The sequence below is a fragment of the Neptunomonas sp. genome (genome assembly GCF_041601355.1).
GTDB lineage: Bacteria > Pseudomonadota > Gammaproteobacteria > Pseudomonadales > Balneatricaceae > Neptunomonas.
In genome coordinates, this window is sequence record NZ_JBFIIH010000050.1 from 1 (window position 1) to 26,200 (window position 26,200).

At 47.1% G+C, this 26,200-nt stretch carries 21 protein-coding genes; 9 read left to right on the forward strand and 12 right to left on the reverse strand.

Annotated features, from left to right (window positions below):
* Together ABY436_RS09720 and ABY436_RS09725 are read right to left on the reverse strand one after the other, a co-directional pair.
* The coding region (locus ABY436_RS09720; protein WP_372738778.1) for a DUF4347 domain-containing protein at nucleotides 1-2,063 on the reverse strand (2,063 nt) is incomplete at its 3' end.
* A gap of 72 nt (nucleotides 2,064-2,135) precedes the next feature.
* The gene (locus ABY436_RS09725) at nucleotides 2,136-3,482 is read right to left on the reverse strand and encodes a TolC family outer membrane protein (protein ID WP_372738779.1); all 1,347 of its coding nucleotides are present in this window, start codon (nucleotides 3,480-3,482) and stop codon (nucleotides 2,136-2,138) included.
* 430 nt (nucleotides 3,483-3,912) lie between these two features.
* On the opposite strand from ABY436_RS09725, the gene betI reads away from it, so the two are divergent.
* Nucleotides 3,913-4,530: a transcriptional regulator BetI gene (gene betI / locus ABY436_RS09730; RefSeq protein WP_372738780.1), complete on the forward strand. Its 618-nt coding sequence runs from the start codon at nucleotides 3,913-3,915 to the stop codon at nucleotides 4,528-4,530.
* Between the two features lie 121 nt (nucleotides 4,531-4,651).
* Here betI and choV read toward each other — a convergent pair whose 3' ends face one another.
* From choV to ABY436_RS09780, 10 genes are all read right to left on the reverse strand, one after another.
* On the reverse strand, nucleotides 4,652-5,845 hold the full coding sequence (gene choV, locus ABY436_RS09735) for a choline ABC transporter ATP-binding protein (protein ID WP_372738781.1): 1,194 nt from the start codon (nucleotides 5,843-5,845) through the stop codon (nucleotides 4,652-4,654).
* Nucleotides 5,846-5,847: 2 nt separating this feature from the next.
* Complete coding sequence (gene choW, locus ABY436_RS09740; protein WP_090726316.1) at nucleotides 5,848-6,693, reverse strand: choline ABC transporter permease subunit; 846 nt, start codon at nucleotides 6,691-6,693, stop codon at nucleotides 5,848-5,850.
* Nucleotides 6,694-6,819: 126 nt separating this feature from the next.
* The gene (locus ABY436_RS09745; RefSeq protein WP_372738782.1) at nucleotides 6,820-7,779 is read right to left on the reverse strand and encodes a choline ABC transporter substrate-binding protein; all 960 of its coding nucleotides are present in this window, start codon (nucleotides 7,777-7,779) and stop codon (nucleotides 6,820-6,822) included.
* A gap of 156 nt (nucleotides 7,780-7,935) precedes the next feature.
* Nucleotides 7,936-9,648 (reverse strand): choline dehydrogenase, encoded by a 1,713-nt coding sequence (betA, locus tag ABY436_RS09750; protein WP_372738783.1) that lies wholly within the window; start codon nucleotides 9,646-9,648, stop codon nucleotides 7,936-7,938.
* A 72-nt stretch (nucleotides 9,649-9,720) separates the two neighbouring features.
* Nucleotides 9,721-11,178, reverse strand: coding sequence for a betaine-aldehyde dehydrogenase (gene betB / locus ABY436_RS09755; RefSeq protein WP_372738784.1), 1,458 nt, complete (start codon nucleotides 11,176-11,178; stop codon nucleotides 9,721-9,723).
* Nucleotides 11,179-11,753: 575 nt separating this feature from the next.
* Nucleotides 11,754-13,241: a hypothetical protein gene (locus ABY436_RS09760; protein WP_372738785.1), complete on the reverse strand. Its 1,488-nt coding sequence runs from the start codon at nucleotides 13,239-13,241 to the stop codon at nucleotides 11,754-11,756.
* Between the two features lie 93 nt (nucleotides 13,242-13,334).
* A complete protein-coding gene (locus ABY436_RS09765; protein ID WP_372738786.1) occupies nucleotides 13,335-14,285 on the reverse strand; it encodes a DUF6384 family protein in 951 nt (316 codons plus the stop codon).
* Nucleotides 14,286-14,407: 122 nt separating this feature from the next.
* Complete coding sequence (locus ABY436_RS09770; RefSeq protein WP_372738787.1) at nucleotides 14,408-15,592, reverse strand: hypothetical protein; 1,185 nt, start codon at nucleotides 15,590-15,592, stop codon at nucleotides 14,408-14,410.
* Nucleotides 15,593-15,860: 268 nt separating this feature from the next.
* Entirely contained in the window at nucleotides 15,861-17,768 is a 1,908-nt protein-coding gene (speA, locus tag ABY436_RS09775; protein ID WP_372738788.1) for a biosynthetic arginine decarboxylase, read from the reverse strand.
* Nucleotides 17,769-17,952: 184 nt separating this feature from the next.
* Entirely contained in the window at nucleotides 17,953-18,660 is a 708-nt protein-coding gene (locus tag ABY436_RS09780) for a YceH family protein (RefSeq protein ID WP_372738789.1), read from the reverse strand.
* Nucleotides 18,661-19,085: 425 nt separating this feature from the next.
* Between ABY436_RS09780 and ABY436_RS09785 the strand changes: the two genes are divergently transcribed.
* The 8 genes from ABY436_RS09785 to ABY436_RS09820 all read left to right on the forward strand — a co-directional run bounded on the left by ABY436_RS09785 (nucleotide 19,086) and on the right by ABY436_RS09820 (nucleotide 26,145).
* On the forward strand, nucleotides 19,086-19,922 hold the full coding sequence (locus tag ABY436_RS09785; protein WP_372738790.1) for a formate/nitrite transporter family protein: 837 nt from the start codon (nucleotides 19,086-19,088) through the stop codon (nucleotides 19,920-19,922).
* A 55-nt stretch (nucleotides 19,923-19,977) separates the two neighbouring features.
* Complete coding sequence (locus ABY436_RS09790; RefSeq protein WP_372738791.1) at nucleotides 19,978-21,699, forward strand: protein kinase; 1,722 nt, start codon at nucleotides 19,978-19,980, stop codon at nucleotides 21,697-21,699.
* Nucleotides 21,700-21,772: 73 nt separating this feature from the next.
* Nucleotides 21,773-22,222, forward strand: a complete 450-nt coding sequence (gene cynS / locus ABY436_RS09795) for a cyanase (protein WP_372738792.1) — start codon at nucleotides 21,773-21,775, stop codon at nucleotides 22,220-22,222.
* Between the two features lie 91 nt (nucleotides 22,223-22,313).
* The gene (locus ABY436_RS09800; protein ID WP_372738793.1) at nucleotides 22,314-23,405 is read left to right on the forward strand and encodes an NAD(P)/FAD-dependent oxidoreductase; all 1,092 of its coding nucleotides are present in this window, start codon (nucleotides 22,314-22,316) and stop codon (nucleotides 23,403-23,405) included.
* A 151-nt stretch (nucleotides 23,406-23,556) separates the two neighbouring features.
* Complete coding sequence (folE, locus tag ABY436_RS09805) at nucleotides 23,557-24,195, forward strand: GTP cyclohydrolase I FolE (RefSeq protein WP_372738794.1); 639 nt, start codon at nucleotides 23,557-23,559, stop codon at nucleotides 24,193-24,195.
* Between the two features lie 18 nt (nucleotides 24,196-24,213).
* Nucleotides 24,214-24,630, forward strand: a complete 417-nt coding sequence (locus ABY436_RS09810) for a thiol-disulfide oxidoreductase DCC family protein (RefSeq protein WP_372738795.1) — start codon at nucleotides 24,214-24,216, stop codon at nucleotides 24,628-24,630.
* 149 nt (nucleotides 24,631-24,779) lie between these two features.
* The gene (locus ABY436_RS09815) at nucleotides 24,780-25,805 is read left to right on the forward strand and encodes a zinc-binding alcohol dehydrogenase family protein (protein WP_372738796.1); all 1,026 of its coding nucleotides are present in this window, start codon (nucleotides 24,780-24,782) and stop codon (nucleotides 25,803-25,805) included.
* Between the two features lie 49 nt (nucleotides 25,806-25,854).
* Nucleotides 25,855-26,145, forward strand: a complete 291-nt coding sequence (locus ABY436_RS09820; RefSeq protein ID WP_372738797.1) for a putative quinol monooxygenase — start codon at nucleotides 25,855-25,857, stop codon at nucleotides 26,143-26,145.
* Nucleotides 26,146-26,200: the final 55 nt, after the last annotated feature.

Consider the following 26,200-nt stretch of genomic DNA (forward strand, 5'->3'; position numbering starts at 1 on the left):
CGCTTGTCACCACTTCCCTGAAGACCTTTAGCCCAGTCATCTTCAAACGCTAGCGTGTAGGTTTTATCGAAATCACCTAGGATGATGCGTTCGATATACTTTGCACCTTCCGCGTTTTCATCTCTTATGGTATCCGTAGCAGTCGCATCAACAGAGATTCCGCCAGCCGCTATCGAACTATCTTTTACAGTAATGCTGATGTCCTGATCAATCGCCTTAAGGTCAAGTGCATCATTACCCGCCTGAGCCGTTTCAGTTATCTTGTCGGCACCCCAGCCAGCATCAAAAACATAAGTATCATCGCCGGCACCACCTTTCAGAGTGTCACTGTCGGCACCACCGATCAGCGTATCACTACCCGCGCCACCATCAAGGGTGTCAGCACCCGCATTACCTTTAAGGGTATCTTTACCGGCACCACCGGTTATTTCATTTGCAGCGCCATCGGCATTAAACGTATCGCCACGGCTTCCACCAATCACATGGGTTATATTCTTGATACCATTGGTCTTACCCGTTCCCGCTGCGAGATCTACATTGACATTCTCATCATATGCGACATAACCAGGAGGGGCTGTAACACCTACAGGGAGGGAATACGCCAGTGTATTAGTTCCACCGCCCGCATCAAGTGAACCCGCTAACTTAGCGTCCTTTCCAAAGACAAAGATGTCATCTCCACTGCCCCCGGTAATGTTTTCAATATGGTGGGCGGTAAGAACCTTATTAGCGCCTTTGTAGACGACAATTGAGTCTTTTAAAATAAAATAAGTGAGTGCAGCATTACCTGAGGAGACGAGTGTATTGCTCTGATTTCGTTTACCCCAAATCTCTGTAACGCCCGTGTTAGAACCATTCAAATCAGCTTTTTCAGCACTCGCTCCAGTAACAGTCACAGCGACTGAGCTCGTGGCTACAGCCCCAATAGTAAAGGTTGCAACTGAACCTGTATCTGTCTCTAAGTTTACAACAGCCAAGGACCCCCGCATGGCAGCGCTTACATAAGACATCGCTTCAATTTGACCTACTGCTTGCTCCAGATCCCAGTCAGCACCCTCCACATTACCGGTATCATCATCCGAGGCAGCTACATCCGCACCGGTCAGTGCGGCTAATTGTTCAATAAACTCAAGGCCCAGATCCCCATCAGCCACATCACAACCATAAAGCAACAGATCGCCATCTTCTGACAGAGCACTGCCCCAGCGTTTCAGTTGCTGCTGGTTTGTTTTTAACTGCTGCGAGGTAAGCTTGGCATTACCAAGAAACAAAGCGCCGGCAGAGCCGTGACTTAACAGATGTATAGCCGCTACATTCTGAAAATAATCAAGAATACTACTGATCTGTTCTACGCCATCTTGCTGGCTATCCAGCACAAATACTTTTATTTCACGATCAGCATTTAATGCCAACTGTTGCTGCAACGTGACTCCGACGAGCTTTTCAGCCATATCAGTTTCAAGTTGTTCAGTTTCAGCGCTTATGTCAGGTGCTGAATAGAGCTCCGCCGTTTGAGTGCGCACGGAGTTAAAGGTGGTAGCAAGATCGGGAGCCTTAGAGCTGAACAGCTCATTGATGACGGATTTCAGCTGGGGGATGCTGGAATCAAGAATTATGATATCTGTCGCCATCGCCTGTTCGAAATAATACATTTCAGCGGCCGTCTGCAATTGCGCTTCTGTTACCACTTCTTCTGCATTTTCTTCGGTTACCTGTGCCGCCTGAATGTCAGCCTCGTTAATATCTGAAGCGTCGACAGAGGCCGCCTCTATAGCGACTGACGTATCTTCGCTTAGCTGCGGAAGCAGACGCGTAAGGCTATCATCTACTGCAATGGTCTGCGGCTCAAACTCACTACTGTCAAAGCCAGCCAATTGCATTTCAGACTCAATCACTTCAGTGTTAAGTGATTCGTCCTGCTGTTCCAGATCGGTAGCTGAGATACCCAGATCCGCCGACAGCAGCACTCTGTTTTCAAGGGCTTCAAATTGTAGATTCTGTTTTTTCTTTGCCGCTTTTTTAGCTTTCTGAGCTTTTTTGCCCCGGTAAAAATAATTACTCATAGCAACGCCCCCGCGTTATCAAACCAATGCTATGCTCTTACCGGAACAACGGGCAAAAACATCCAATGTTAATTAGCTTTTTTGTAACCAGTTATTAACAAATCCCAAATCATCTTTTGTCAGGACACCCACCAGCGCTTTAAGGCGCAGACTATTGAGCAAGTAATCATATTTAGCCTGCGCCAAATCGCGCTTCACCGAATAAAGGTCGCGCTCAGCATCCAGCACACTGATAGCTGTATCCAAACGTGATTTATAGGCAGCGCGTCGCAAACTCAGCGTAGCCTCTTGTGCACTTAAGGCTTTATTAAGTGCACCGACTCGCTTAACTGCATTCACGACGCCCCAATAAGCATCTTTGGATTGACGACGCGATTCTCTCAGGATACGAGTCAGGTCTTGCTCTGCACTTTTATACAGAGCCACTGACTCTCTCTTTTTCGAACTGACTGAACCACCTGCATAGATAGGCACACTTAAACGCAGCATTATTTCCTGCGTCTCAACTTCACTCCCCCCCCCGGCCAGCGTACTTTCTGTAAACTGATTACTTTTACGTAAAACCGCGTCTAATGTTGGAAAGTGGCCTCCATTTTGGAGAGCAATTTCACGGCGCGCTACATCCACTGCATGACGCTGTACCACGAGTGCCGGATTATTTTGCATGGCCGCTTTGATCCAGTATTGATCATCAGCGGGTTCAGGTTGTTTTAGCTCCACGTCTCCTTTTAATGTGGCAAGAGACGCCGGATCAGTCCCGACTATTTCATACAAAGCCTCATAAGCGTCGCGCAATGATACCTCTGCGAAAGCATAGTCAGCTTCAACCGAGGCCAGACGCGCCTCAGCATCGTAGCGATCAACTGAACGCCCGATTGCCGCAGCTTCACGACCAAAAGCTAATTTTAACTGCTGCTCAGCAGCCGAACGTTCAGCCCGCAGAAAACCTAACTCATCTTCTGCCGCCAATGCCGTAAGATAAGCTTCAGAAAGACGTAGCATCAGTGCCTGTTGTGACTGAATCAGTTGAGCATCGGCTTGCTTTAACTCTTCTTTCGCTTGTCCGATACGTTGGTAGTTCGCATAACGGAAAATAGGTTGAGTAAAAGTCAGCGCCCAGCTACTGCTGGGAAAAGATGTGCTACCCAAGCCATTAAATGTCGGGTTAACACTACTGATAACATCCTGAGTATTATCAACCTTATCGTATTCAAAATTGATAGTTGGCCGGTAACCCGCCCATGCTTGCGTGACTACCTCTGCTCCGGCTGCGTGATCAAATATCGCACCTTGAAACTGAGGGTCGGCCTTAAGAGCAGCGTCATAAAGCCCTAACAAGTCGTCTGCCTGGCAAACGGATGTTGCCAGTAATAAACAAAAAACACCTGCACGGGCGCTCACTACTGCTTTTAATCTCATCGTTTATTATCCTTTAAAATTATTTTAGTAGCACCGATCAGGCCCATGGCTAACATTAGAAACCTAGTGGCATACATGAAGCCTTTTACTTCAAGAATATTAAAACTTTCAAACACCCTTATTTCGACAAATGCAACGGCTCACCAAACTCAAACTCAAAAATAACTCAAAAATAACTCATTATCTAAAATAACCACTTTACAGAGCGTATACAAACAATATGTATGCATAATTAAAGGAGCAACAAAGAGATACTCGACAAAGCCGAACTAAAGGATTAGAAAAAAACATTTACATTTCAAACAACTGAAGAATAAAAATATGAAAAATGCCGATCCCGGACTCTGTCTTGACGACCTTGGAGATCTGACTTGACAGCAGGCCACGTGAAAGGCAAATTCCCCTCCACGATTATGCGAGTAAGATCCTAATGCCAAAAGTTGGAATGCCTGAAATAAGAAAGCCACAGTTAATTAACGCCACAATGGAAGCTATCAACTCTGTCGGGTTGCATAAAGCCAGTGTCGCGATGATCAGCAGTTATGCAGGTGTGTCTCCGGCGATTATTAATCATTACTTCGGCGGCAAGAATGGCTTGCTGGAAGCGACGATGCGCTCGGTATTACAGCAGCTGTCCAACGGCGTTAAGATCCGCCTGCAAGAGGTCCCGCAAGATGATGTTGTTGGTCGTATTAAGGCCATTGTTGGCGGGAACTTTGACCCGCGACAGCTAGAATCCAAAGTTGTTAAAACCTGGCTGGCGTTCTGGTCTTTAGCGATGCATGATCCCGCGCTCTATCGTTTACAGCGGGTTAATGAAAAAAGGCTCCTGTCGCACCTGGTGCTCGAACTAAAACAGGTATTACCCGCAGACAGAGCGCTGTTTGTAGCGCAGAGTATCGCCGCGCTTATTGATGGCATCTGGCTTAGAGGCGCATTAACACCCACAGGCATTGACAGCGATTTAGCGCAACGCCTGATTATCGATTATCTGGAGCAACAATTGCCTGCCGACGTTATTGCCAGGCACAGATCTAGCAACAATTAATCCAAAAATAGATCTGTCAGCAAAAGCCCATTGAATAAGAGCCAGGCTAACACCCGGCTCTACTCTGACCTTTTTAATTAAAGGTTAAACCGATACTCAAAAGAATTATCAATTGTTAATTTTACGCCGCATCAAGCGTAAAGTGCTTGCCTAGTAACGCATGATAAAAATCTTTGTCTGACAAGATTCCAACCAAGCGCCCGTTTTCTTCCAGCAGTAATGGCAAGCCTGTTTTATATCGAATTTCAATCGCAGAACGCATTGGCACATCCGGCGAAGTGATCACCAGCAAGCCCTCTGCCATCCGGTCGATATCCTCGCCCTCACTCCAATGATGCAGTGGCAGCGCCTCCCCCTGACGACTGGCAGTCGTAATCACGCCTTCTGCATTCACATTAACGACTGTGTTGTCATGCGGGTTTAGCACGCATTCGCCATTATCTAGCGGCAAGTCACTGACGAGCGTCATCAGTGAACGTCCGCACAAAACATTCAAAGGATTAGTATGTGCAACAAAATCAGCCACATAAGGGGTCTTAGGATTAAGAACAATATCTTCTGGTTTGCCGTGCTGAATGATTTTGGCGGATTCCATAATCGCTATATGAGTACCGATTTTAAGTGCTTCGTCCAAGTCATGACTGACAAACAAAATGGTTTTATTCAGGCGCTGCTGAAGCTCAATTAATTCATCCTGTAACTGACTGCGAATCAACGGATCAAGTGCAGAAAAAGGCTCATCCATCAGCAATATATCACTGTCCATGGCGAACGCGCGCGCAAGACCGACACGCTGCTGCATACCACCCGACAGTTCATGCGGGAACTTGTCCTTCCATTCAGACAAGCCAACCATCTCCAGCTTTTCCATCGCTTTGGCACGGCGCTCCTTTTTACCCATGCCCTTCATGTCCAGGCCAAATGCTACGTTATCAACCACGCTCATCCACGGCATTAATGCAAATTTCTGAAACACCATGGAAATCTTGCTGGTACGCATATGCAACAATGTGCTGGCATCACAGGTCGCGATATCCACCATTTGGTCGCCATCCTGTACTAATAACTCTCCACGGCTCACTGCGTTTAAGCCGTTAACCGCACGTAACAGGCTTGATTTACCCGAGCCAGACAGCCCCATTAATACGCAGATTTCACCTTCCTGCACTTCAATAGACGCATTAGCTACGCCCACAACATCGCCGGTAGTTTCGATGATTTCCTGCCGGCTACTACCCTGATCAAGTAACGCCAGACTCTGCTCAATATTCTCACCAAACACGACATCTACATTTCGAATACTAATTGCCGCCATGATTAACCTTCCTCTTTAGCGCCAGGCGCTTTGCAAATTCGATCCAGAATAATAGCCACCAGCACGATGGCCAGCCCCGCCTCAAAACCCTGAGAAATATTGACCGTATTCAATGCTCGAATAACCGGCTTACCTAAACCGTCTGCACCCACCAGCGCCGCTATGACGACCATGGAAAGAGATAACATGATGCATTGAGTCACACCGGCCATAATATTTGGCATCGCAGCAGGTAACTCAACTTTATAAAGCAGCTTGAACGGTGTAGCCCCAAATGCCCTACCGGCCTCTATAAGATCCTCAGGTACACGGCTAATACCGAGATAGGTCAAACGGATGGGAGCCGCTACCGCAAATATGATCGTTGATATCAACCCAGGAACAACCCCCAGGCCAAACAAGACAAGTGTCGGAATAAGGTACACAAAGGTAGGAATGGTCTGCATCAGATCAAGAATCGGCCGCAAAATAGTGTATACCCAAGGCTTATGCGCCGCCAAAATTCCAATAGGAATGCCCATAGCAACCGACAGTGTCGTCGCTGCTATTACCAGCACAAAAGTCTCCAGCATCTCCTGCCAATAGCCAAGATTAAGAATCAATAGCAACGCTGTAACCACAAAGATCACCAACGGAATACTGCGATGCAACCACCAGGCAATTGCAGCCGTCATAGCCATTGGTACAAAGGGGGGAAACCACTGGAAAATATCAACCATAGAGATAATCATCCATTCCAAAGAAATGGAAATGGCATCGAAAAAACCCGCTGCATTAAACGTCAGCCAGTCAACAAACGCCTCCATCCAGCTTCCTAGCGGAATTTTGTTTTCAGTAATCCAATTCATGAGTTTGCCTTTTTATAAATAAACGATGTCATCACCACTAAGTAGAGCGAAGCGGTACTTCATAAAACAGAGGAGATCTGTTGCCGGGCGCTTAATGTACTGCGCCGACAACAGAGAAACACGCGATCAGAAATCTAAACGTTTACGTACAGCGGCCAAGCCATCGCCACCATCTTTGGTTGTCACGCCATCTAACCAGGCATTTAACGTTTCAGGGTTAGACTTCAGCCATGCTGTGGCAGCCGCTTTAGGACTTTTGCCATCATCAAGAATGGCGCCCATCACTTCGTTTTCCATTTTGAGCGTAAAAGACAAGTTCTCTAACAAACGCCCTACATTCGGACATTCCTGACGGTAGTTTTTACGTACATTGGTATAAACGTTGGCACCGCCGTAGTCAGGACCAAAGAAGTCATCACCCCCTTGCAGGTATTCCATCTCGATATTGGCATTCATCGGATGCGGCGCCCACCCCAGAAAGACAATCCACTGCTCACGTTTGGCTAAGCGTGACACCTGTGAAACCATGCCGGCTTCACTCGATTCAACCAGCTTAAATCCCTTCAGGCCAAAAGCATCTTTGTCGATCATATCCTGCATCAGACGGTTGCCATCATTGCCTGGCTCAATACCGTATAGGCGACCTTTAAACTTATCTTTGAATTTAGCGATATCCGCAAAGCTTTTTACACCCGCGTCATACACATACTTAGGAACTGCCAGGGTGTATTTGGCGCCTTCAAGGTTAGCGCGAACAGTTTCAACGCTGCCTTCTTCACGGTATTTAGCAATATCCGCTTCCATCGTAGGCATCCAGTTACCCAGAAATACGTCGATATCGGCATTGGCGAGAGAGGTGTAAGTCACCGGCACAGATAATAACTGAGTCGTTGTTTCATAACCCAGCGCTTCGACTACCTCACTGGTTATTGCCGTGGTTGCCGTGATATCAGTCCAACCCACATCGGAGAAACGCACCGTGTCACATTGGCCAGCAAATGCCAGTGATGCGGACAAGCCCATCGCTACTGCTACGCCACGCATTAGATTATGTTTACGGCCAGTTCTGTTGTTTCGAGTTGTCATGAGTATTCACCTTATTTTAGTTTTAAATTCTCTTACGTTTACTGATTTTCAATAATTTTTTTAATTAACCACACGCTTAGGGGCACTTATTTACCCGAACGCTTTGGGCTATTTAACCGCACGCTTAGGGGCACTTATTTACCCGAACGCTTAGGGCTATTTAACCGCACGCTTAGGGCTACCTAAACGCTGTCGCTGCTGCCAATCCGGATCAATCCAGACCTCAACGCCGGCATCGGCTAGCGGCTGTTTACCCAGAATCATATCCGCCGCTTTTTCTGCCACCATGATGGTGGGGGCATTCAGGTTGCCGTTTGGAATCGTCGGGAAAATCGAAGAGTCGACGACGCGTAACGCTTCGATTCCTCTTACCCGACACTGCGTATCTAATACCGCCATAGAGTCCTCATCCGCACCCATTTTGCAGGTACACGAAGGGTGGTAAGCACTTTCAACATTTTCTCGCACCCAGCGATCAACCTCTTTATCGTTAACCACCTGCTCTCCTGGCTGAATTTCATCGCCGCGAAAGGGATCCAGAGCCGGCTGCTTCAATATTTCACGCGTTAATCGGATACAGTCACGCCAGTCTTGTCTATCCTGATCAGTGCTAATGTAGTTAAACAGAATACTTGGCTTAGCTTTCGGGTCGGCTGATGTAATCCACACCCGACCACGGCTCTGGGGTTTATTGGGCCCCACATGCACCTGAAATCCGTGCCCGTCGATTGCCTTACCACCATCATAGCGCATCGCGGCCGGTAAAAAATGGTACTGTATATTGGGCCATTTCAAGCCCTCACGGGATCTGATAAAACCGCAGGATTCAAAATGATTAGTCGCCCCCAAACCATCTTTCAACAACATCCAGCGGGCACCGATCAAGCCTTTGCTGACAAGATTTAACTTGCCATTCAAAGTGATGGGTTGCTTACAGTGATATTGAAAATAAACCTCTAAATGATCCTGCAGGTTCTCACCCACACCCGGCAAGTCATGCACAAGTTCAACGCCGGCCTCTTCCAGTACTGTCGCAGGGCCCACGCCTGATAGCTGTAACAGATGCGGTGAACCGATAGAGCCCGCCGCTAAAATAACCTCTTTATTTGCCGTCGCATGAATGACACGTCCGCTTTTCTCAGAGCCTATTTTTTCATACTCGATACCCACCGCGCGCTTGCCATCCATGATGACTTTACGTGTCAGCACACCGCTTATCAGTGTCAGGTTAGGCCGTTTCATCGCCTCACGCAGATACGCATTTGACGTGGATGCACGCACCCCTGCTTTCACTGTCATATGCATTGCGCCAAAACCTTCCTGACGGTAACCGTTGTAATCGTCAGTGGTCGGATAACCCGCATCTTCACCCGCATCAATAAATGCCTGATAAAGCGGGTTCAGCTTCATGTCGTTACCATTACAGGTAAATAAAGGGCCATTTCCGCCACGATAGTCATCACTGCCTTTCACCCATGTTTCGGCTTTCTTGAAGTAAGGCAAACACTGCTGATATCCCCATCCAACGGCACCCTTTTCGCTCCACTCATCAAAGTCACACGCATGCCCACGGACATACACCATACCATTGATCGAAGAACTACCGCCCAGCACTTTTCCGCGTGGACAATGCATCGAGCGACCATCCAGATAAGGCTCTCCTTCCGTATGAAATTGCCATGCATACCTGGCGGTATTCATCGGATAAGACAACGCCGTCGGCATCTGAATAAAGATACTTTTATCTGTGCCTCCGGCTTCCAGCAATAGCACATTGTGCTGTCCATCTTCTGTTAGTCGGTTAGCCAGTACGCAACCGGCGGAGCCTGCGCCAACAATGATGTAGTCATATCGTGTATCAGTGGTCATACTAAATTTCATTCCTCAGGTCGCTGGTTTTACGCATATTAAGTGCCGGTCAGACAGGCTGGTTATCAGGCATTACTTATAGGGGCAATCGACATCACCCAACTCAACATAAACGCTTTTAATCTGTGTATAGTGATTGAGTGTTTCAATACCGTTTTCACGGCCAATACCTGACTGTTTATAACCGCCCACCGGCATTTCTGCAGGCGATGCTCCCCAGGTATTAATCCAGCAGATACCTGCCTGAAGACGGGCGATAACACGATGCGCCCGGGCAAAGTTTGTTGAGAATACACCGGCAGCTAAGCCATATTCGGTGTCATTAGCGCGACGAATGACTTCCTCTTCATCACTGAAGCGCAAGATAGACATCACAGGCCCGAATATTTCCTCTTTCACGTTAGGCATGTCATCCGTACAGTCTGCAAACACGGTAGGTTTAACGAAGTAGCCCTTAGCTAAACCACCCTCTACAACTCGCTCACCGCCACATACCAGGCGCGCGCCAGCCGCTTTTGCTGCATCGATAAAACCGAGTACCTTATGCATATGCTCTTCAGAGATCAGTGCGCCGACTTGCGTGTTCAGATCAGTCGGATCACCAATGATCATGCGCTCAGTACGCTCAACAACTTTGCTGACAAACGCGTCATAGATGCTGTCCTGTACAAACACCCGCGTGCCATTGGTGCAGACCTCGCCCTGCGTATAAAAATTGGCTAATAATGCACCGGATACTGCGTTGTCTAATTCTGCATCGGCAAATACCAGCAAAGGTGATTTACCGCCCAGCTCCATCGTGACTTCTTTCAGCGAGCCTGCCGCATCAGCCATTACTTTCTTACCCGTACCGCATTCACCGGTAAAGGAAACCTTGGCTATTTGAGGGTGGCGAGAAAGCGCCTGCCCCACCCGATAATCACCTTGCACAACATTAAATACACCATCAGGCAGCCCTGCTTCGGTAAAGATCTCTGCCAGCTTTAAAACACTTAACGGGGTTTCTTCGGAAGGTTTAAAGATCATGCAGTTACCCGCGGCCAGCGCAGGACCCGACTTCCACATGGCAATTTGAATCGGATAGTTCCATGCGCCTATACCGGCACAAATACCTAATGGTTCACGACGGCTGTAGAAAAAATTATTACCGCCTAAGTCCTGCTGCTGACCATGAAGTGTGGCAGCAAGGCCCGCATAATATTCGATAACATCAGCGCCGGTGGCAATATCAACACAGTTCGCTTCCTGCAAAGGCTTACCCGTATCCAAAACCTCTAACATAGCGAGCTCATCATTACGCTCACGTAAAATAGCCACAGCACGCAGTAGAATACGGCCTCGCTCAACACCACTCATCGCCGACCAAACAAGAAAACCTGCCTGCGCCGCCTCTACTGCTTTATCAACATCTGCCAGCGACGCTTGCTGAACGTCAGCCAACACTTCACCCGTCGCGGGGTTACGTGTAACAAAGCTTTCACCTGAGGTGGCATCCTGATATCGACCATTTATATAAAGAGTGTGCTGCATCTGACTGTACCTGCTTATTTCGTTTCATGACTACCCGGTTGCAACTGCCTGACCGAATATTTACCTGTTTATATCTGATGAGCTGTTCTATTCGCGTATTTCGATTCAGACAGAACACAGTATACGTTGTTATCAATTTTTTATTAATTGAACGTTTAATTAAAAACAACTCTGACTACATTTCATTCAGATGTCAAAAAAACATACCTGTCGCAAACAGGAAAAAACAAGGAGTCAAAACTATTGAAAATAGCGACAAATGAGAGAATTTAGTTAATTATTGGTGAATAAAGCAGATTTTAAGAGATTATAAACAACGAATATCACTACGACATGTCGCTTTGAGTTACAATTTTTAATGCGAATGAAGGGTATTTTGACGAGAAGAAGAATAAAATTGTCGTTTTCGGCTCACAAATAAGCTCTTCGATATAACTGTCCGTAGGCAAAACGCAGGCATATCGCCTCTACTCGTCTGAAATCCGTGCACATACAGCGGATAACGCTAGCAGGCACTCCGGTTTTTAACGCTGGCTATCTTTCCAAATACCAACCGGAACACTTCCTCATTACAACTAAAAACCGCCGCCTGTGCTGAACCCTCCACCTCCACCTCCACCGCCGCCACTGCGTTTGCTGCTTCGGCCACTGCCGGGAATACGGAAACCGCCGCTACCACTGCGCGTACTTGGCCAGCGGAATGTACTGTTACTGTTGGATGTATTTCTTCCCGGCAATCGGCCGCTGATGCCGCCACTGCCAAAATCAGGTTGCGCACCTCCCGTGTCATAACGCTGATTGCGTTTGATCACCCGCCACACATCAGTGCCAGCAACAACACCCTGAAGGAACTGAGCCAGGACTGATTTGATTAAGTCTTCATTACCAAATCCGGAACGGACATCATCAAAACGGTTATTCTTGAAGTTATGCCTGACGCTTTCCAACTCTTTGAGCTTAGCAATTTTGGCAGAATGTACCCGCCGCAAATCAACAAGATCATCCTCATTATCTTCGTAATTATCCTGAAACTGCTTTAGCTCCCTGACCAGCTCATCATCGACTGGCGACAACGTGGCCCGCGCATAGCGCTCAATCTGGAAGGCATCTTTATGCGCCATCGCGTCACTTAAGCATTGAATACTGCGTTTCATATACTCATCGGCACCAGCAGCAAATACCGCGCGTTTTTCGATAGTCTCAATCAGGCTATTTTCTAACGCTTCAATCTGGTCATCCTGCGTATCCAGCTTATGCCGCGCCTCATCTAATCGTTCTTCAATGGCAGGCACACCGGCATCGGCCAGCGCTTGTTTCTCTAAGGTTTGTAATTTAACAAATTCGCCTTCGGCTTCTGACTGCACTCGGGCTGCATGTGCCGCTAACCTTTTAGGGATCTCCTGCAAATTCCAGTAATTGAGACGGTTGCGCTCATATTTAATCAAACCGGCCACCCACTTATCGAGTGCCCGCGTCAATATACCGCCTTCATAGTCGGGGGTTGCGTAATGCCGTCCCCACAAATACATAAAGAGTTTATCTTGTTGATAAGGCTCATCCTTGATATCCATATCCGCCTGAGCCCGCTGGCTTTTGTGTAGCGCTTCTTCTGCAATGGATTCTGCTTTGCTGGCACGTTCAAATTGTGCCAGATAGGCCGTATCCTGACGCAGCTTGGTCTGAATGCTGGTTTCGTTATCGGTTAACTCCTGAGAGATAGCATTGGCGATCTGCAATAAGGCTGCGCGCTCTTTTTCACGAGACTCAAGCTGCCGCTTCAGGTCAGAGATCTCTGCCTCAATCTGCTGAATGTACTGCGCCCTTTCCTGCAAAATATTTTTTGCATCACGATCCGCCGCCGTCAACGCCTCCCGCAACTGCCCCGTATCGATCTCTTGCAAACGAACCCGGGCAATCTCATTAATCACTTTTCCCTGCTGACGCAGATTATCAGTCAGATTCTCTGTGAGCCGCGTCAAGTCCTGATCAAGACGATCAATATCATCGCGCACCGTTTTCAAGGCACCGTCGATATTGCTTAAGGCTGTTGAACCACTCCACATCCTACATCCCTCTTTTAATATATTGCGAGAAAGATCTCATCGTGAATAACAGCGATGCGGATCTTCCACTGGCCATGCTTACCATTGCGTAACTTACCATTGAGTAATGGTGCCGCCATCTTTGATAGAGATGTTATAGCGAGGCAACAGATAACCAGCCGGCTTTTCGCCCACTATATTGCCCTGAATAATGCCATCATCACGCTTATCGGCGGCCACGGCGTTAAACGTTTGCATATCCACGCGTATACCCCACTTATCCACGTCGCTGCGTTTACCTGACTCTTCGCTCATCACCGGCAAGGTCAGCACCCTGTTACGGGCGTCTATCGCTTCGACAATCAGGTAGTAGTTACGCGCATTGGTATTCACATCCGGAATACGCCAAACACCAGACTGTTCGCCCGGACGAGAGACGATACGGATTTTATAATTCACCCGCAGCCGGGCAAGCATGTCTTGCATCTCATCCAATAAGGACTGGGCAACCACAGGTTTATTATTCTGTAAAGCGGCTGCGGCAGAGCTTTGCAACTCTTTGGCTTGCTCCGCGATGTCAGGTTGCTTGGCCAGCGCTTTAATTTCTGTATAGGTTTGTTGCAGAGTTGTAGGTAACGCCGCAATGGCAAGCTGCTGCGGCCTTTCGTTCAGAAAGTAGTTACCGCCATAAAGAACAGTCACCGCCAGCAGCACAACGGCCAGCGGGACTCCCCATTTCTTGCGGCTGACATAGATGTTCGCCAGTAGCGTCGAAAAGTTCTTCTTGGTTGGATAATACTTAAAACGGTCTTCATCCAGCGCCTTGATGCCCTCTTCCAGAATATGATCCGGAACGTCCAGCCCTTGATCCGCATACATGTCGCGCAAGCGCTCTAATAGCCGTTCGCGCCGGCTGTCAGCATCCAGCTCACGTTCGACCATACCTTCACGGTGACGCAGTGTATCCACCACATCCATTGCCGCCATGATATCTTCCAGTTTAGCTCTGGGGGCTTTGGTTTCGGGCTGGCTATCTGGCGTGTCAGCCGAATTAGTATTTTCCATTATTCACTCGCTAGTTTTACAACTATGTCTTACGAAATAGTCTCAGACGCTGCTTTTTTCACTACTGGCCACACATATCTCTGTGCAGGTTTACGAGATCTGCTGCACTTATGTTGCGTGTATTAACCCTTAGTCCGTGATAAATCCGGTAATGGTAAAGACCCGCCGCGCTGAATAACCCGGGCTAAACGCTGTTTGCCGTCTTCTACTGAATCGCGAATCTCTTCAGCGTTTTTAGTCGAAAGGACACGCATCTCTTCGATAATTTCACGTGAGCGTTCCTGGAAATTCACGACGGAATCAACCAGCTTTTTGACGGATTCTGCACGAATTGTCGGACCGTAACCTGCTTTAATCGCTGCTTCCTGCACTTTGCCACCGATAGAAGCCAGATCTTCCAGACTATCAGATATGCCATCTTTCATGGCATTGAGTGTTTGAGTACTTTCGTGCAAGCCAAACATGCCCGTATAAGAAGCGGTTAAGGCGGTAAATACCGACTCATTAGTGCCAAAAAAGGTGATCGATTGCTTATAAACACGATCTTTAGCGCTATTGGTTTGCATTAAACGCATCATAATAACTTCAGAGGTGTTGTAACTGACCGTCAGGTTATCCGACAAGTCTTTGGCCACCTGATAACGGTCTTCAGCAAACTGCAGGTTGCGCATACTCTCATCTCGCGCCAGCTCTAGTACAGCACGCGCTGAAAGATCATCACCGCTAAATTGTTCAACCGCTTTACCCGCCTGTTCCAGTGCCTGTTTTGCACTATTCCACAGCGCTTCTGTTTGCTTTAATAGATCAAGCGCATAAATCTCGGACTCTTTGATCGCGCCACGAAAATCCTGGTAGGCATTCAAGATCACTTGTTCGCGTTCAATCTGGTCTTTTGAATCACGTGCGACTTCCAGATAGGTATCTTTAATCTTGTCAAAACGGCTGGCGATATCACCACGCGTTACTTTCATCCACATATTGCTGGCACGCTCAAAGGTATCGACCTTGCCATCTTCAACCTGCGCAACCATTTTTTTCGCATCATCACGAATGCTGTTGAAGGCTTCAGTGATCTCAGCATAGCGCTCACCAATTTTCATCTGAGACACTTGTTCACGCACAATTTCGTTAAAAACAGACGCTTGCGTCAATGTCCGGGCAATTGCCAATGTTTTGGATTCATCAATATCAGATAGGCGCTCAATCAAAGCGACCACTGGAGCCTCATCAACTTTTTCAGGCATCAGGCCCAGGTCACGAACCTGAGATAATGCTCTATCAAGGTACTTAAAGGTATTATTTGACATGACGATTCCCTATGAAAATTTAAACAAGCTGTATAATTTCACATGACACTATAGATAAGAAAGATGTAGCGGAGATTAACGTGACAAAAATATGTGCATTAAATATTGAAGTCTGTCGAACTTAACACTGATCTACTCGGTAACTGCTCCTGCGTTGCTCTATCCCTGCATGCATGCAGTCGTGCGGGAAAATTCAAACCACCGGGTCTGTTCCGCAACATACAGGCAGGCCCGGTGGTACTATTCTCTTTCTTGTTAACTCTCTGTTTCAGCTCTCTTTTTCATAGTAGGTATAGCCTTGCAGGCTGGTATTGAAGGTATTGATCATTTGCTGACGTTCACGGGCAGTAATCCGCCCTTCACGCACAGCACGCTCGGCGTTGTTACGGTAGCGTAGCTGAATATCTTTAGGGTTGAATTCAACGTAGCTCAATACATCGGCGATGGTATCACCGTGAATTTCTTTAACGAACTCAAATCCACCGTCATTATCCAGCCTGACACTGACAACGTTGGTATCACCAAACAGGTTATGCAGATCACCTAGCGTTTCCTGATAAGCACCCACCAAAAACACGCCCAGATAATACTCCTCACCTGCATTCAACTTGTGCAAAGGTAAAGTGCTGGTCGGCTCCGGGTCACCAATGAAGCGGTCGATTTTACCATCGCAATCACAGGTGATATCAGCAATAACCGCCTGACGCGTCGGACGTTCATCAAGCCGGTGAATAGGCATAATAGGGAACATCTGGTTGATCGCCCACACGTCTGGCAACGACTGGAATAAACTAAAGTTTCCGTAATAGATATCTGCCAACGACTCTTTCAGGTTAGCCAGTTCAGCAGGGACACGCTCCATGTTTTCCACCAGCGCAAGAATACGATGCAGGATATCCAGGAACAGGTTTTCTGCTACAGAACGTGTCCGCAAATCAACCGCGCCGCGCTTAAACAAATCGCGTATCTCATGACGGTAAAAATGCGCATCGTTATAACATTCCTGAACACGAGCAGGCTTTAAGTAGTCGATAATGCCACGCAACTGGGTTAACTGATTTGGCTCATTTTCGCCCACCGTGCCTAAATTAACCGGTTCAAAATGCGTCGTATCAAGAATATTGAAAAGCAGAATTGAAGAATACGCGACAGTGGCTCGTCCTGATTCAGTCACAATCGTCGGGTGGGGTATGTGTTGCTCATCTAAAGTTTGTTTGAGCGTTTCAACGACATCTTCACAGTACTCATCCAGCGTATAGTTGCGGCTTTGCTCTCCGGCACAACGCGAACCGGTATAATCCACAGCCAAACCGCCACCTAAATCGATATGCGTCAGCGCCGCACCCTCTTTTAACAAATCCGTATAGTAACGGCACGCTTCAATTACGCCGCTACGGATCTCCTGAATACTCGGAATCTGTGAACCCAAATGACAATGCAATAACTGTAAACAATCCAGCATTTTCTCTTGCTTGAGGATATCAACGACTTCAATTAATTGCGTTGCCGTCAGGCCAAAGACACTGCGATCACCACTGGTAGAGTTCCAGTGACCACTGACCTGAGTATTCATCTTAGCGCGCACACCGATGAGCGGCTTGATACCCAATGCACGGCTGCGTTCGATAATGATAGGCAGTTCAGTAGTGGTTTCTATAACAAAGTAACACTCAAAGCCCATTTTGACGGCTTGCAAACCAAGATCGACAAACTCCTGATCTTTATAACCATTACATATAATCAGACTGCCCGGCTCTTCCAACATCGCCAACGCGGCAATAATTTCTGGCTTACTACCCACTTCAAGGCCATGCTGAAAGCGCGCACCAAAACTGGCGATCTCTTCCACAACCTGAGCTTGCTGATTCACCTTAATAGGATATACGCCGCGATACCTACCCTGATAACCCACCTTTTCAATCGCTTCTGAAAAGGCGGTGTTGAGACGGTGAATCTGTGCATCAAGAATATTTTCAATCCGAACCAGCGCGGGCATTTTCAGATCGCGCTCATTCATACCCTCAACGATATCCATCAGTGCTACAGAGCTCAGTTGAGTTTTAGCTGTCACCATGCCTTCAGCAGACAGTCCAAAATAACCATTACCCCAACGTTCAAGACCGTATAGCTCGACCGATTGTTCCAGATCCCAATCAGATTGATGAGTCTGCTTCAAAGCAATTCTCCAAGATTATCGATTGCCGGTTAAGGCAAAAAAATGAGTCAACATCAAAAACCGCGCGTTAGTAACAACGAACCTGCTAGTGACACGCTATTGAATCGAAGAATAAACACTATCTCTGTACAAATCCACTGAGTCCATCTTACTGTCGGGAATAAGTAGCCATATCAACCAGCCATCAGGATAGCAGTTCATCAAACTGTGATTTTAATGCCGCCAATTGATTCTCTAATTCTGATACACGCTGCTCCAGCACTTCAATCCGTGTTTCACTATGAACGTCCCTGCCTTTAGATACTATGTCCTGGGATGGGATGCCCTGAGATGAGATGCCCTGAGAGGGAGTGCTATGTGCCGAATACTCGGCCATATCAATCTCACCACTAAACAGGTGCGCATAACGAGATTCGCGTTTACCCGGCTCCCGGGGCAAGCGCACGACATAAGGGCCATTATCGGGTTCACTTAATTGCTGCAGCTGGTTTTCGACCTCATGGACATCGCTAAACGTACACAGTCGATTCGTACGGCTACGCAACTCTCCCGGCGTTTGCGGCCCGCGCAACAACAAAGTGCAGATAATACCTAACGCCTGCTCACTGAGTTGAAGCTCACTAAATTCAGTATTACAAAAGCGATGTTTATACTTCACCACTCGGCTGCCAAAGCCTACTTCCTCTTTTATCAAACGTTTTTTAGCTAACTCGTCCAGTACGTCCTGCACCTGTGTTTCACTCAGAGCCAGCACCGGATCCCGGTTGCTTTTTTGGTTACAGGCATTGGTAAGCGCGTTGAGAGACAGCGGGTATTGATCAGGCGTCGTAATCTCTTTTTCGATCAAACAACCTATGACACGGGTTTGGTTCAGGCTTAGGTCCATATCCACAATATTTTTCCTCTGCGCACTTCACAATAATGATTTCACTACTAAAGCGTGGGGCAAGCTGGGTGACAACAGTTTGATATCAAACGCTTGTAATCAATAAACAGTTAATGTCTGTCGTCTGAAAATTATCATTTACTTCAGCCCCCTAACAAGATTTATATCGGCGTTAATTGAACACGACTCTTTCGCACCGCGATGCAGCATTTCGCTGCTGGCGCACTACTCAAGGGCTTCATAACTTTTTTATGATTTTTAAAAAGTCAGTATTAAACAAATTTAAACACTATTTTTCAGTGACTTAAAAATCCTATCCCATTATTGGAATATTTTATGCAGAGCTATGAATACGTTAGAAGAATGCCCGCGCAGGGCAATCTTCCCTGTGGCGATGTGCAGTTGCGTAATATCTATAGAGAGGAAGTATTATGGCTTACCTAGTACCGTCTGAATTTGTAACAAAAATGGTGGATGCCGGCGAATCCAAAGTCCACATGTCGACCCAGGATACGTTGATCAGATCCTATATGGCCGGCGCAATTCTGGCACTTGCCGCCGTCTTTGCAATCACGATTGCCGTTGAAACCGGTGTCTTTTTAATTGGTGCAATGCTCTTCCCTGTAGGTTTTTGTATGCTGTACCTGATGGGGTTCGACCTGCTTACCGGTGTATTCGTACTCACCCCGCTGGCATGGATTGATAAGCGCCCGGGGGTCACCATCAAAGGGATCCTAAGAAACTGGGGGTTAGTGTTTGTCGGCAACTTTGCCGGTGCTTTAACCGTTGCCGTCATGATGGCATTTGTTTTCACCTACGGCTTTAACATTGAACCCGGTGCTGTCGGGCAAAAGATTGCCAGCGTCGGTGAAGCGCGTACATTAGGTTATGCGGAGTATGGCGCAGCGGGCTGGTTCACTATTTTCATTCGCGGCATGCTGTGTAACTGGATGGTGTCCATGGGCGTCGTCGGTGCAATGATTTCGACATCAGTCAGCGGAAAAGTCATCGCCATGTGGATGCCGATTATGCTCTTCTTCTTTATGGGTTTTGAGCACTCTGTCGTCAATATGTTTCTTTTTCCATCCGGTATCATTATGGGGGGTGACTTCTCAGTAATGGACTACTTCATCTGGAATGAGATCCCAACAGCACTGGGCAATCTGGTGGGTGGCTTGGCATTTACTGGACTGACGCTGTACACAACACATATTAAAACAGCAAAAAAACGTGCCAGCGCACACGAACTTAATTCACGTCTCGCTTAATTTTCCCTATCAAAGCTTCAGCCAAGTTAATTGGCTGAAGCCATAGGCAGAAGATATGACACAGCAATTAACAGTATCCGTTGGCCAATACTCAGATAAGGGTCGCAAAGAGATCAATCAGGATTTTTACGGGTTTTATGAGCCGCCTGAACCACAGCTCAGCTTAAAAGGTATCGCTTTTGCGATGGCAGACGGCATTAGCAGCAGTGACGTCAGCCAGATTGCCAGTGAAACCGCCGTTAAATGCTTTCTGGACGATTACTTCTGCACGTCAGATGCCTGGTCTGTCAGACATTCAGCGCATCGTGTCTTAGCTGCGACCAACTCCTGGTTACACACCCAGTCAAACAACAGTCAATTCCGCTTTGATAAAGACAAAGGCTATGTGTGCACGCTAAGTGCCATGGTTCTTAAATCGACGACCGCGCATATCTTTCATGTCGGTGATACCCGTGTTTACCGGTTACAGAATAACGCATTAGAGCAGCTGACCAAAGATCACCGCTTATGGGTTTCACAGGACAAAAGCTATCTGAGCCGCGCTTTGGGGACAGGCACGGAACTTGAACTCGACTATCAGTTGATGCCACTCAACTGCGGTGATATTTTTATTCTGGCCACTGATGGTGTTTATGAGCATACCGATGCCCTCGGCATTATCAGCGCCATTGAACAAAACCCAAATAACCTTAATGACGCTGCAAAAGCCATCGTCAAAACAGCGTTCGATCAAGGCAGTCCGGACAACCTCACCCTGCAGATTATTCGTGTTGATAGCTTACCTCAACTCAATACAAATGAAATACATCAGCAGATTGATGAACTACCGTTTCCGCACATTTTAGAAGCCAGAGAGCAGTTTGACGGCTATACAATTCTACGCGAAGTGCACGCCACCAGCCGCAGTCATGTGTATTTGGCACGAGACTCAGAAACAAACGCGCATGTCATCATTAAAACGCCCTCTATCGACCTACGTAATGACCCCAAATATTTAGAACGCTTCCTGATGGAAGAATGGATTGCCCGGCGCATCAACAGCGCCCATGTTCTGAAAGCAGGCTTACAAACGCGCGAGCGTCACTTTATTTATACCGTCACTGAGTTCATTGAAGGACAAACCCTGACTCAATGGCTGATTGATAACCCGCAGCCCGACCTTGAAACTGTACGTGGGATTGTAGAACAGATCGCAAGAGGTCTTCGCGCACTACACCGTATGGAAATACTCCATCAGGACCTGAAGCCGGATAACATCATGATCGATAGCACCGGCACGGTAAAGATCATAGATTTCGGATCGGCCAGAGTCGCAGGCATTGTTGAAGCCAGTGTAGACGGGGAATATAACGATATACTCGGTACCGCGTTATACACAGCACCTGAGTATTTTCTGGGAGAAGGCGGATCACAGCGCTCAGACCTTTATTCATTGGCCGTCATCACCTACCACATGATCTCCCGGGAATTCCCCTACGGAACCCAGGTTGCAAAAGCAAGAACCGCTGCTTCACAACGCCGCTTAAGCTATCAGTCAGTACTGGATGACGAGCGCGAAACACCGGCCTGGGTAGATGAAACACTCAGAAAAGCCCTTCACCCAAACCCTTACAAACGCTATGAGGAACTATCCGGGTTTTTGTATGACCTGCGCCAGCCCAACAAAGCCTTTTTATCAAAAACCCGTCCACCCTTGATAGAACGAAGTCCGGTTGCGTTTTGGCAAAGCACTTCACTGATCCTGAGCATCATCATTGTCATTTTACTGATCACATAAAACAGAATTTTAACATTGCGTAGTCTTTGAGTAGTCATTGCGTAACGCTACGCCAACCAAAAAGGTAATCAATATGATAAGCAGTCGCGAAGAAGTAACCCAGATGATTTTATCTGCCAAGGTACTCAACGATATCAAATGGAGTGACGCGGCAAAAGCGATCAACCTATCGAAAGAGTGGACAACGGCTGCCTGTCTGGGACAGATGACATTTAATAAACCACAAGCCGAAACAATCGGAGAACTATTCGGATTATCGGATGAAGCGATCGCCTGGCTACAGGTAGCGCCCTATAAAGGTTCATTACCCACAGCAGTGCCTACGGATCCTTTGATTTACCGCTGGTATGAAGTTGTCAATGTGTACGGCAGCTCGATTAAAGAGTTGATTCATGAAGAATTTGGCGACGGCATTATGAGCGCTATCGATTTTTCAATGGATATACAACGTGAAGAAGATCCAAACGGCGACCGTGTTAACGTGGTTCTATCAGGAAAGTTCCTGCCGTATAAAAGCTATTAGTGTTTATGTAAGTGTTAAAAAGTGATCTTAAATCACTTCGTTAACGTACTCGTTAATCTGTATCCATATAAATTTTTTAAAGCGGATTCCGATGAGTACCAACAAACACATAGCAATTATTGGCGCAGGACTAGCCGGCGCAACACTGGCCAACAAACTCATGAGCGCTGGCTGCGCTGTAACTCTTTATGAAAAAAGCCGGGGCACGGGCGGACGTATCGCCAGTTGTCGCCTAGAAGATGGCAGTGCTGATTTAGGCGCGCCGTTTCTCTCCCCGGCTTCTGAGGAGTTCCGCCATTGGTTAGCACAGCAGCCCTGCGTTCGCCAATGGTCTCCCTGCACCTATGATTTTAATGGCGCTGCCTGCGGATCAAATGCAGCAAGCAGGCAACACCGCTCACACTTTATTGCCACGCCCCGGCAAAGCGCCCTCACTCGCGAACTGACACAAGGCGCAGATCTTCGTACCTCGGTCCGGGTAGGTCAGCTTTTGCCGGAACGTGATCAAGAGTCAGAAAGTAAACGCCATGAAGCGCAGCAGCAAAACAAACACAGCCAAGTATCACTGTACGATGAACACGGCAAACGCCTGGGTTGTTATGACGCAGCAATAGTCGCAGCACCCGCAAAACAAGCGGCCCCGCTTTTAAAAGCCGTCCCCCGTTTTATGCGCCAGGCAGAAACCGCAACACCCACCATCAGTTGGGTGCTGGTATTACATATCAACAGCACACTACCTATAACGCCAGAGCTAATCGAAGGCCAGCATCCAGTATTGTTTCGCTGTATCAAAGACAGCGCTAAACCCGCTAGAGCCCGTAGCAAGAATGGTAATGAAAACAGCCAGGTATGGGTTCTGGAAGCCACACCTGAATGGAGTGCGCTGCATCGCGACAGCCAACCCGAGTATGTTGCAGAGCAACTCAAATTAGCCTTTTTATCCTTACTCAGCCGGGAATTTAACGCCAACCCCAGCATCATCGCTGAACGCGTACATCGATGGCTATATTCGCGCCATACCAATCAACATTTTGATCAGCACCCACATTCAGGATACCTCTGGGATGCAGAGACTCACATAGGCGCGTGTGGTGATTGGCTTGAATCCGGCGATATCGAAGGCGCCTGGTTAAGTGCGAATAAACTAGCCGATCAGGTCATATCTCAGCTAAATCTCAAATGAATGTTAACGACATATTAACCAGGCCTCATCTATACATCAAAGAGAAATCAGAGCCTCGCTCATCTAAAAGTACCTCTGGTACGTAACAGCAATAAGCAAACGATAAAACATAACAATGTAACAATGTAACGGCCTAAGAAGGAAAAAAATCATGATCTCTCCTGAAGCAACCGCAGTACGCGATCAACTCATCGAGAAAGGCCTGGAGACACCCACGATTGACAATATGATGTCTCAGGAACAACGCTATGAGCGTATAAAAGGCCTCATGACCGAAGTGCTGAGTACCCTGGGACTCGACTTAGAAGACGATAGCCTGCAAGAAACACCGCACCGGATTGCGAAGATGTACGTTTATGAAGTGTTTTCTGGCCTGGATTACCAAAACTTCCCTGATATTGCCATGATCGACAATAAAATGAAGGTAGAAGAGATGATCAAAGTGCGTGACATCAGCGTGCTCAGTTCGTGCGAACACCACTTTGTCACCATCGACGGTTCTGCAAAAGTCGCTTATATTCCCAATAAAAAGATCATCGGGCTATCAAAGATCAATCGCTTAGTACGCTTCTTTAGCCAGCGCCCTCAGGTACAGGAAAGGCTCACCCAACAAATTCTAATCGCTCTTCAAATACTTCTGGAGACCGACAATGTCGCTATCTCTATTAATGCGACCCACTACTGTGTGAAGTCCCGTGGTGTGATGGATGTAAATTCACAAACAGAGACGACGGCACTGGGGGGTATTTTTAAAAGTAATGAGCGCACTCGTGCCGAATTCCTCAATTAAAAAAGAAGATAATTACCCATGACTTTACTGCAGCCCGCAAAACCAATTGTTTTTTATGATGGCAGCTGCCCACTCTGTCGAAAAGAGATTAACCACTACCGACGTATCGACGCCGGGCAAAAAATAGAGTGGCTGGATATCAGCAAAAACGCTGACCGCCTGCAGGCATATGGCATCGAGTATAAAAACGCTATGCAACGCCTGCACAGTATTGATGCAAGCGGTAAGAAGGTAACAGCAGTAGCCGCTTTTCTATTAATCTGGGATAACCTTGATTACTACCGCTATCTTGCCAAAACAGTGCGAATACTGAAGCTACAAATAGTACTCGAGATTGCTTATCAGAAGTTTGCTAAATGGCGATTTAAGCGCCGGTGTGCAGGTCATTGTAAGGTCCGGGGGAGCGACAATTGTGAAATACCTCCATCCCGGTAAAAGATCTTTTTAATCTTAACGCCAGTCAACTACCTTAGTTTTGGCGGCATTATTATCAATTTTTTTTTGAAAGTAATTATACAACTACCCTGTTTTCACTTTCCTTGGATTGCCGCATAATCACTGCATAACATTCCTGGAGATACACAATGAAAGCAATTGGCTACCTGAAATCACTAGAGATCACTCAAGCAGATTCACTAGTAGATTTTGAACAACCAACCCCCACTCCAACAGGCCGTGATTTGTTGGTAAAGATTGAAGCCATCTCTGTCAATCCGGTGGATACAAAAATTAGAATGAGAGTGCAACCTGAAAATGGCGAGCACAAAATTCTTGGTTGGGATGCGGTAGGCGAAGTAATTGACGTAGGCGATGCCGTTTCAATCTATAAAAAAGGCGATAAAGTATGGTACGCCGGGGATCTGACCCGTCCGGGCACTAACGCTGAATATCACTTGGTAGACGAGCGTATTGTTGGTCATAAACCAACATCAGTCACTAATGCAGAAGCCGCTGCATTCCCACTCACTGCAATTACTGCATGGGAACTGTTGTTTGATCGTTTGCAGATTCAACAAAACACAGCAGCAGATACACGCCATCAGCAACAAATTCTGGTGATTGGCGCAGCCGGTGGCGTAGGTTCTGTTTTAGTTCAGCTTGCAGCCAGGCTCACTAATGCACTGATTATTGGCACCGCATCCCGCCCACAAAGCCAACAATGGGTCACAGAACTGGGCGCTGACCATGTGATTGATCATCGCCAGCCTTTAAGCGAAGAATTAGCGCGCATTGGTGTTCCAAACGTTTCTCATGTTATTGGCCTGAATGCCACTGAACAACACTTTCCGGAGATTGCAAAAGTCATTGCGCCTCAAGGTAAGTTTGCACTGATTGACGACCCAAGTACGCCATTGGATATCTCTTTATTAAAAATGAAATCCGTGTCGTTACATTGGGAATTTATGTATACCCGCTCTATGTTTGGTACTGCCGATATGGGTAAACAAGGCGAATTACTCAACAAGGTCGCTGACTTGATTGATGCCGGCGAAATCAAAACCACCATGGGCCAACATTATGGCGTCATCAGTGCAGACAACCTGAAACGTGCTCACGCTGATCTTGAAAGTGGCAAAACTATCGGCAAAATTGTGTTAGAAGGCTTTTAAGACTGACACTGAGCCTGTCTCTCTGATAATGATTAAGGTGACCTTTCTGATGCATACAACCCTGACTATCATAGCTAAAATTGAAGCCCACCCTGATCAGATTGAACGGCTGAAAACGGAGCTGGATAAGCTGATTGAACCTACACGCAAAGAGGCAGGTTGTATCCAGTACGATCTGCATCAGGATAACAACAACCCTGCTGTTTTCTTGTTTTATGAAAACTGGGAAACCCGCGATCTTTGGTTAACTCATATGGAAAGTGAACACTTAAAAGCGTATGTGGCAGCCACAGAAGGTGCAGTAGCAAGTTTCGTTTTAAATGAAATGAGCCGTATATAAGTTTACGTTAATCATCAGTTATCTTATTTTATAACTGTGATTTATGGTCGTAACG

What these genes read in the sequence shown, in the direction of transcription:
- ABY436_RS09800 (WP_372738793.1), top strand. Translation starts at nt 22,314, where the DNA reads ATGAGTACCAACAAACACATAGCAATTATTGGCGCAGGACTAGCCGGC.
- ABY436_RS09725 (WP_372738779.1), bottom strand. Translation starts at nt 3,482, where the DNA reads ATGAGATTAAAAGCAGTAGTGAGCGCCCGTGCAGGTGTTTTTTGTTTA.
- ABY436_RS09820 (WP_372738797.1), top strand. Translation starts at nt 25,855, where the DNA reads ATGCATACAACCCTGACTATCATAGCTAAAATTGAAGCCCACCCTGAT.
- ABY436_RS09810 (WP_372738795.1), top strand. Translation starts at nt 24,214, where the DNA reads ATGACTTTACTGCAGCCCGCAAAACCAATTGTTTTTTATGATGGCAGC.
- folE (WP_372738794.1), top strand. Translation starts at nt 23,557, where the DNA reads ATGATCTCTCCTGAAGCAACCGCAGTACGCGATCAACTCATCGAGAAA.
- ABY436_RS09785 (WP_372738790.1), top strand. Translation starts at nt 19,086, where the DNA reads ATGGCTTACCTAGTACCGTCTGAATTTGTAACAAAAATGGTGGATGCC.
- ABY436_RS09770 (WP_372738787.1), bottom strand. Translation starts at nt 15,592, where the DNA reads ATGTCAAATAATACCTTTAAGTACCTTGATAGAGCATTATCTCAGGTT.
- ABY436_RS09760 (WP_372738785.1), bottom strand. Translation starts at nt 13,241, where the DNA reads ATGTGGAGTGGTTCAACAGCCTTAAGCAATATCGACGGTGCCTTGAAA.
- betA (WP_372738783.1), bottom strand. Translation starts at nt 9,648, where the DNA reads ATGACCACTGATACACGATATGACTACATCATTGTTGGCGCAGGCTCC.
- cynS (WP_372738792.1), top strand. Translation starts at nt 21,773, where the DNA reads ATGATAAGCAGTCGCGAAGAAGTAACCCAGATGATTTTATCTGCCAAG.
- ABY436_RS09815 (WP_372738796.1), top strand. Translation starts at nt 24,780, where the DNA reads ATGAAAGCAATTGGCTACCTGAAATCACTAGAGATCACTCAAGCAGAT.
- choV (WP_372738781.1), bottom strand. Translation starts at nt 5,845, where the DNA reads ATGGCGGCAATTAGTATTCGAAATGTAGATGTCGTGTTTGGTGAGAAT.
- ABY436_RS09745 (WP_372738782.1), bottom strand. Translation starts at nt 7,779, where the DNA reads ATGACAACTCGAAACAACAGAACTGGCCGTAAACATAATCTAATGCGT.
- ABY436_RS09790 (WP_372738791.1), top strand. Translation starts at nt 19,978, where the DNA reads ATGACACAGCAATTAACAGTATCCGTTGGCCAATACTCAGATAAGGGT.
- ABY436_RS09765 (WP_372738786.1), bottom strand. Translation starts at nt 14,285, where the DNA reads ATGGAAAATACTAATTCGGCTGACACGCCAGATAGCCAGCCCGAAACC.
- choW (WP_090726316.1), bottom strand. Translation starts at nt 6,693, where the DNA reads ATGAATTGGATTACTGAAAACAAAATTCCGCTAGGAAGCTGGATGGAG.
- betB (WP_372738784.1), bottom strand. Translation starts at nt 11,178, where the DNA reads ATGCAGCACACTCTTTATATAAATGGTCGATATCAGGATGCCACCTCA.
- betI (WP_372738780.1), top strand. Translation starts at nt 3,913, where the DNA reads ATGCCAAAAGTTGGAATGCCTGAAATAAGAAAGCCACAGTTAATTAAC.